The following is a 7,574-nucleotide window of genomic DNA, read 5'->3' as shown; positions in this document are numbered from 1 at the left end:
CGAGGCGGATTTGCCCGGCTTGGGCCAGACGAACCCTGCCGGCACCTCAAACCGCAGCGGTTGGACTTCAGCCACACCTTGGCGGCGCAGCAGATAGGGGCGCGCCAACAGGGCAAACGTCACCAGTGTCGACGCCGGATTGCCCGGCAGGCCGATCACCGGCACGCCACGAAAATGGCCGAAGGTCAGCGGTTTGCCGGGCTTGATCGCCAGCTTCCACAAGGCCAGCTCGCCCTCTTCACGCAGGGCAATGCCGAGAAAATCCGCCTCGCCTACCGACACACCGCCGGTCGACAGAATCAGGTCAACTGCGCCCAGGCCGGCCAAGCTGCTGGCCCAGGGCGTGACCGACATGGTGCGGATTTCCGATGCGCGCATGAGCGGCACGGCATATGGCACGGTGGTCTTGCATGTGGCACCGGAAGCCGCTGCCGGCGGGCCGTTGGCCACGGTGCAGGAAGGTGACTGGATCGAACTCGACTGCGCCAACGGGCGCTTGCACCTGGACATCCCCGACGCCGAGCTGGCGGCGCGCATGGCCGACCTGAAACCCCCGCAGAAGCTGATCGTCGGAGGCTATCGCCAGCTGTACATCGACCACGTGCTGCAGGCGGACCAGGGCTGCGACTTCGATTTCCTGGTAGGTTGCCGTGGGGCCGAAGTCCCACGTCATTCCCACTAATTGGGATGCTATGATGCCGCCTATTTAGCCAGAGCATCCCTGTCGTTATGGATCACCAGCCGTCCAAGCCGCGCAAGAGCATGCATGCCCAGATCGTCCAGGACTTGGGCATGCACATCGTTTCCGGCCGCTTCAAGCCGGAAGAAAGACTGCCCATGGAGGCCACGCTCTGCGAGGAGTACAAGGTCAGCCGCTCAGTGTTGCGTGAGGCCACGCGAGTGCTCAGCGCCAAGGGCCTGGTGTACTCCAAGCCACGGGTGGGCGCAGTGGTGCGGCCACGGCTGAAATGGCACCTGCTCGACCCGGACGTACTGTCCTGGTTGATGCAGTCCACGCCCCATAGCGAGTTTTTCAACACCCTGGCCGGTGTGCGGCGCATCCTCGAGCCGGAAATCGCCGCCATGGCCGCGACCACGGCCACCGACGAAGACATCACCACCATCGAAAAAGCCTACCTCGGCATGGAAACCGCGCAGACCCACGACGCGCTGCTACAGGCCGACCTGGACTTTCACCGCGCAATTGCCGACGCCACGCGCAACGACCTGTTGGCCTATATGTGCAACATGCTGTCGCTGCCGCTGCGCGAGTCGATCAACATCACCAACCGCCGCCCGGATATCCAGGGCCTGAGCCTGCCCCGCCACAAGGCGATCCTCACCGCGATCCAGAACCGCGACGCCCTCGGCGCCCGGCATGCTTCGCTGGTGCAACTGGACGACACGCGGGTAGCGCTGGATACGGTGATGAATGTGCTGACGCCGTTGTAAGCCCCACCCTCGTTCGACAGCCATTAAGATCAAATGTGGGGCTCGACGGTGCCCGCAAGGTGGGGGCGCAGGAACACTTTCTGTCAGCCCTGGAGATCAAATGTGGGAGATGTCGAGCCCCAGCGAGGCTTCGATGACGGTGGTTCTGCCAGCATTGTTGCTGCCTGACCCACCACTATCGCGGCCTCGCCGGGGCTCAACATCTCCCACAGGCCCTGCTGAGCGGCTGCCTCAGCGATAGCGTTCCAACCAATGGGCATACGGCGCAGGCAAGGTCCAGGACGCTTTCTCTACCCCCAGCTCCTTGGCGGCAAAGTACGCCCAATGCGGATCAGCCAGATGCGCACGCCCCACCGAGACCAAGTCCACCTGCCCGGCCTGCAACGCACCTTCTGCCAGTTGCGGCGTGCCAAACCCCCAGGCCGAAGTGACCGGAATACCGGCTTCGCGGCGCACGCGCTCAGCGATCGGCCCCAGGAACGCCGGGCCCCACGGGATCTGGGTGTCGGCAATGGTGAAGCCGACGCTGACGCTCAGCAGGTCCAGGCCACCGGCCTTGAAGCGACGGGCCAACTCGATGGATTCGGTCAGGGTCTGCTCGTCACGGCCGTCGTATTCGATCACGCCGAAACGCGCGGTCAACGGCAGGTTTTCCGGCCAGACTTCACGCACAGCGGCCAGGGTTTCCAGGAGGAAACGGCTGCGATTATCGAAGCTGCCGCCGTAGGCATCGGTACGCTGGTTGGAATGCTCGGAGAAAAAGCTCTGGGCCAGGTAGCCGTGGGCAAAGTGCAGTTCGATCCATTCAAAACCGGCGTCGCGGGCACGGCGGGCGGCGTCGACGAAGTCCTGGCGCACGCGGGCGATGTCGTCCAGGGTCATGGCGCGCGGCACGTTAGGCAGGTTGGCGCCGAACGCAATGGCCGACGGCGCGAGGGTTTCCCAACTGCGCGCATCGGAAGCCGGCATATGGTCATCCCCTTCCCACGGGCGGTTGGCACTGGCCTTACGACCGGCATGGGCGATCTGAATGCCCGGTACCGCACCAGCAGCCTTGATGGCCTTGACCATCGGCACGAACGCCTGGGCGTGGGCGTCGCTCCAGATACCCGCGCAACCGGGGGTGATACGGCCTTCAGGGGACACTGCGGTGGCTTCAACCACCAGCAAACCGGCGCCGCCACGGGCCATGCTGGCGAGGTGAACGTGGTGCCAGTCGTTGACGATACCGTCGTTGGCCATGTACTGGCACATCGGCGGGATCGCGATGCGGTTACGCAAGGTCACGTCTTTAAGTGTGTAGGGTTCAAACAAAGCAGCCATCGGGAACCTCCAGGGGCAAGTGCGTGATTCGATAGTTCGATGGTATTCGAACTATGGTATTCAACGCCAGCCCTGTTATCATTTGTTTTATGCGAGCCTTCAAACACCCCGCCCAACAAGACCTGACCCTCGAACGCGTGCTCTACGCCTTGAGCGACTCGGTGCGCCTGGAAATCGTGCGCTGCCTGGCCGGCGTACCCGAAGCCACCTGCGGCGAACTGGACGGCGGGCGGCCGAAATCCAGCATGTCCCACCACTTTCGCGTGTTGCGCGATGCCGGGCTGGTCCACACCCGCAGCGTCGGCACCACTCATCTGAATTCGTTGCGCGCGGACGTGCTTGAGGCGCGCTTTCCTGGGTTGCTGGCGAGCATTTTGGCTCAGCACTGAGAAACGATTCAGCCTGCACAATCCTTGACCGCGAACCTTTCACCGCAAACCAACGTCCGAGCTTAGGCACTATTGCTTATCGCTCGCCGCGAGGTCTCCGTTTGAAAGCTGCCATCATCGAAAAATACCGCCTGATCATCAAAACCATGGGGTATGTCGGTTGGGCCCTGTTCTGGCTGTTGCTGTGGGACGTCGCCGTCACCGTGGACTTCATGCTGTTTCTCACCGCCAAGATCAACCTGCCGCTGATGCCCCTGACCTTGCTCGGCTCAGCGCTGGTGGTGCTGATCAGTTTTCGGAACAGCAGTGCCTACAACCGCTGGTGGGAAGCGCGCACCTTATGGGGCGCCATGGTTAACAATTCGCGCAGCTTCGCGCGGCAGGTGCTGACGCTGCTGGATGACCTTGGCAGCGACGTGAACCCGGTCAAGGCCACCCTGCTGCGTCGCCATGTGGCCTACGTGAACTGCCTGGCCTCTCACCTCAAGGGCCAGCCATGCCCCGATGAGGTGCGGGCGTTTATCCCGGCCGAGGAATTTGCGCGCAACGGCGCCACCAACAACTTTGCCAATGACATCCTCACCGGCTCGGCGGCGCTGCTGGCCAGGGAGTACAAAGCCGGGCGCCTGGACAGTATTCGCCTGGCGCGGCTGGAGTCGACCCTGGTGGATTTGTCCAACGCCCAAGGCGGCATGGAACGCATCGCCAATACCCCGCTGCCCTACCCTTACGTGTATTTCCCGCGCCTGTTCATTTCGCTGTTTTGCCTGATCGTACCGGTGGGCCTGGTGGAAGCCCTGGGCTGGTTCACCCCGCTGGCGTCCACGGTGGTGGGCTTTATGCTGCTGGCCATCGAACGCATCGGCACCGACCTGCAAAGCCCGTTTCACTCCAGCGAACATCAGATCCAGATGGAAAGCATCTGCGAAACCATCGAGAAAAACCTGCAGTCGATGCAGCGTGATGCGCTGGGCGGCAACCGTATCGGCTGAACGCACCCACGGCCTCAAGTGCGTGCCCCGGCGGTCGATATAAGGGGTACGCATGGCCGCACCCCTCATAAAAACACATGCGACGCTACTGTTTTCCCCTTGCCAAAACTATAAATACCCGCGGGAGAAGTCATGAATATCAAGCAAAAGCTGACCTGGGCGTTTGCGGCCATCGCGTGCGTGCCAGTTATTTTGGTGGCGGTGCTGGTGGTGCTGAACCTGCGCGAGGCGGCTGTGGCCAATTTCCTCGACAGCAGCGGCCGCGAGATCCGTCAGATCGATAACGGCATGAAGCAGTTCTTCGACGGCATCAGCCAGAACGTCGAGTACGTGGCCAAGGACCCGCGCGTTGTCGCGGCCAAGGAGCTGAAGAACTACGCCGGTGCCGACGCTGCGCAAATCGCGCTGACGCCGACCAATAAAGAGCTGCTGGCGATATTCGAGCAGTTCGCCAAAAGCCATCCGAGCACCGCCTACCTGTCCCTGGGCCTGAGCGACGGCGGTTATGCGAGCTGGCCTGACGACACCAAACTGAACAACTACGACCCGCGCGTGCGCCCCTGGTACAAAGCCGCCGTGGCCGCACCGGGTACCACCGTGCGGACCGGGGCCTACTACTGGGCGCCGGACGATGTGGTGTTGATCGGCACGGTCCATACCGTGGTCGACGCCAGCGGCACCCTGCTCGGCGTGGTCGGCCTGGACGTCTCGCTCAAGCAGCTCACCGAGCTGGTGCGCAACATCAAGCTGGGCGACAGCGGCTACCTGATGCTGGTGGAAGCCAACGGCAACGTGCTGGTGGACCCCAGCGATGCCAAGCACAACTTCAAGCCGATGACCGAACTTGGCGCCAACTACGCCGAACTGGCCAAGCGCGGTGACGGCGTGACCCAAGTCGATATCGATGGCGTGGCCTACATGGCCAACGTGGTCAGTTCCAAAGACTTGGGCTGGCGCTTTATCGGCCTGATCAAGCGCGACGAAGTGATGGCCGACGCCACGCGTCTGACCTGGCTGATCGCGGCCATTGCAGCGGTACTCGCCGTAGTCTTCGCGATTGTCGGTGCGAGCTTCGCCAGCATGATCGTGCGCCCGATTCGCGGAGTCGCCGACGGCCTGCAAGAAATCGCCGAAGGTGAAGGCGACCTCACCCGTCAACTCAAGGTGCAAGGCAAGGACGAAACCGCCAGCCTGGCCGGTTGGTTCAACCAGTTCCTGAGCATGATCGCCCAGTTGGTACAGCGCATCGGCAGTGCTTCATCCGACCTGCAAACCGCCGCCGCCGACACCCGCGAAGTGGCCAACAACATGAACCAGGCCGCAGGCCGCCAGCGTGAAGCGGTGGAACTGGTGAGCACCGCGTTCAACGAAATGGTGGCCACCGCCAACGAAGTCGCCCGCTCCTGCAGCGCCGCCGCGTCCAGCGCCGACGAAGGCTACCGCGATGTACATGACGGCCAGCAGCACATCGGCGAAGCCACCGGCAGCGTGCTCAAATTGAGCGAAGAACTGCAAAAATCGACCCAGACCATGCAGTTGCTGGAGCAGGACAGCAAAAACATCAACACCATCCTCGACACCATCCGCTCGATTGCCGAGCAGACCAACCTGCTGGCGCTCAACGCAGCGATTGAAGCCGCGCGCGCCGGTGACCAGGGCCGAGGCTTTGCAGTGGTCGCCGACGAAGTGCGCGCCCTGGCCCGTCGCACCGCCGACTCCACCGGCGAGATCGACAGCCTGCTCGGCAACCTCGCGCGCCGCACCCAGGAAGTCACCCTGCAGATGCAGGGCAGCCTGCAGGTGTCGCAAACCAGCGTGGAACGCATCCAGCAGGCCCGCGACAGCTTCGACAAGATCCAAGGCTCGGTGGACTCGATCCGCGACCAAAACACCCAAATCGCCACCGCCGCCGAGGAACAGCATCAAGTCGCCGAACAGATCAACCGACACATCGCGCAGATCCACGCCGATGCCCAGCTAGTAGAAGACTTTGCCCACTCGGCACAGACCGGCTCTGGCCGCCTGACGGATATTTCCGGTCAGCTCAAGGCCCTGGTAGGCCGCTTCAAGTTCTAACCCCCGCCAATGCAAGGCGGTGAGCCACTCACCGCCTCTGCTGCTGACCCCACGCCAGCCTTCACCTTGAGCTCGACCGCGCAGCCGGTTGCCTCGAGGTACATCCGCACACACCCGCACATCCCGCCGACCTTGGCGTCACTGTCCGCATCCGCAGATGAGGGCGGCGCGCAACCGTCGATCATTCGAACGCGCTGACGTCTATTGCGATTCTCGTATTATGGTATACCATCATACGCAGACATCTCACACCAGACGGAGCAGCCCATGAGTTTCGAAATCCGCAAGATCGTCAGCTACGTAGAAGAAACCTTTATCGAAGGCGGCAAAGCCTCGGACACTCCGGTGACCATGGTCGGCCTGGCCGTGGTGCTGAAAAACCCTTGGCTGGGTCGTGGTTTCGTCGAAGACCTCAAGCCTGAGATCCGTGCCAACTGCTCCGACCTCGGCGCGCTGATGGTCGAGCGCCTGGTGGGCATCATCGGCGGTGCGGAAAAAATCGAGGCCTACGGCAAGGCGGCAGTGGTCGGTGCCGACGGCGAGATCGAACATGCCAGTGCGATCATCCATACCCTGCGCTTCGGCAACCATTACCGTGAGGCGGTCAAGGCCAAGAGCTACCTGAGCTTTACCAACAAGCGCGGCGGCCCGGGCACGTCGATCCAGATCCCGATGATGCACAAGGACGACGAAGGCCTGCGTTCGCACTACATCACCCTGGAAATGCAGATCGAAGATGCGCCGCGTGCCGACGAAATCGTCGTGGTACTCGGTTGCGCCGATGGCGGCCGCCTGCATCCGCGCATCGGCAACCGTTATATCGACCTGGAAGAGCTGGCGGCTGAAAAAGCCCAGTAAGCAAGACCGGCCACCCCAACAAAAAGCATGCAGGAGCGCTCCATGATTCGGCTCACCGCTGAACGCACCCCGGCTGGCACCAGTTATCTGGCGACCGGCCAAGGCCAGCCTGTGGTTTTGATCCACGGCGTGGGCCTGAATAAAGAAATGTGGGGCGGGCAAGTCGTTGGCCTGGCCACGAATTACCGCGTGATCACCTATGACATGCTCGGCCATGGCGCCAGCCCGCGCCCGGCCGCCGACACCCCGCTGCTCGGCTATGCCGACCAGTTGCTGGAACTGCTCGATCACCTGCAACTGCCCCAGGCCAGCGTGATCGGCTTTTCCATGGGCGGCCTGGTCGCGCGGGCGTTTGCCTTGCATTACCCCGAGCGCCTGCGGGGCCTGGTAGTACTCAACAGTGTGTTCAACCGCAGCCCTGAACAGCGTGCCGGCGTGATCGCACGTACCGCCCAGGCCGCCGAACACGGCCCGGACGCGAATG

The 7,574-nt window shown here is 62.8% G+C and carries 6 protein-coding genes and 4 pseudogenes; 8 read left to right on the top strand and 2 right to left on the bottom strand.

Annotation, left to right across the window (positions count from 1 at the left end; genetic code table 11):
* Positions 1-327 (bottom strand): annotated as a pseudogene (locus tag L9Z73_RS21295) (molybdopterin-binding protein); the annotation flags it as partial.
* On the opposite strand from L9Z73_RS21295, the pseudogene L9Z73_RS21290 reads away from it, so the two are divergent.
* Positions 320-682, top strand: a pseudogene (locus tag L9Z73_RS21290) (dihydroxy-acid dehydratase); the annotation flags it as partial. The pseudogenes L9Z73_RS21295 and L9Z73_RS21290 overlap by 8 nt on opposite strands.
* A 47-nt stretch (positions 683-729) precedes the next feature.
* On the top strand, positions 730-1,452 hold the full coding sequence (locus L9Z73_RS21285; RefSeq protein ID WP_247405106.1) for a FadR/GntR family transcriptional regulator: 723 nt from the start codon (positions 730-732) through the stop codon (positions 1,450-1,452).
* Positions 1,453-1,683: 231 nt separating this feature from the next.
* On the opposite strand, the gene L9Z73_RS21280 is transcribed toward L9Z73_RS21285, so the two are convergent.
* Positions 1,684-2,775, bottom strand: coding sequence for an NADH:flavin oxidoreductase/NADH oxidase (locus tag L9Z73_RS21280; protein ID WP_247405102.1), 1,092 nt, complete (start codon positions 2,773-2,775; stop codon positions 1,684-1,686).
* A gap of 89 nt (positions 2,776-2,864) precedes the next feature.
* On the opposite strand from L9Z73_RS21280, the gene L9Z73_RS21275 reads away from it, so the two are divergent.
* The 6 genes and pseudogenes from L9Z73_RS21275 to L9Z73_RS21255 all read left to right on the top strand — a co-directional run.
* Complete coding sequence (locus L9Z73_RS21275) at positions 2,865-3,164, top strand: ArsR/SmtB family transcription factor (protein WP_247405100.1); 300 nt, start codon at positions 2,865-2,867, stop codon at positions 3,162-3,164.
* Between the two features lie 101 nt (positions 3,165-3,265).
* Entirely contained in the window at positions 3,266-4,156 is an 891-nt protein-coding gene (locus L9Z73_RS21270; protein ID WP_247405097.1) for a bestrophin family protein, read from the top strand.
* A gap of 132 nt (positions 4,157-4,288) precedes the next feature.
* Positions 4,289-5,368 (top strand): annotated as a pseudogene (locus L9Z73_RS31600) (HAMP domain-containing protein); the annotation flags it as partial.
* Positions 5,369-5,695: 327 nt separating this feature from the next.
* Positions 5,696-6,232 (top strand): annotated as a pseudogene (locus tag L9Z73_RS31595) (methyl-accepting chemotaxis protein); the annotation flags it as partial.
* Between the two features lie 267 nt (positions 6,233-6,499).
* Positions 6,500-7,090 carry an amino acid synthesis family protein gene (locus L9Z73_RS21260; RefSeq protein ID WP_065905755.1) on the top strand — a complete coding sequence of 197 codons (591 nt, stop codon included), beginning with the start codon at positions 6,500-6,502 and terminating at the stop codon, positions 7,088-7,090.
* A 42-nt stretch (positions 7,091-7,132) separates the two neighbouring features.
* Positions 7,133-7,574: alpha/beta fold hydrolase (locus L9Z73_RS21255; protein WP_247405089.1), on the top strand; the 442-nt coding region annotated here is incomplete at its 3' end.

The sequence above is a fragment of the Pseudomonas emilianonis genome (assembly GCF_023072625.1).
Taxonomy (GTDB): domain Bacteria; phylum Pseudomonadota; class Gammaproteobacteria; order Pseudomonadales; family Pseudomonadaceae; genus Aquipseudomonas; species Aquipseudomonas paraveronii.
The sequence above is the reverse complement of the archived record's forward strand: the minus strand, read 5'-3'. Positions and strand labels throughout refer to the sequence as shown.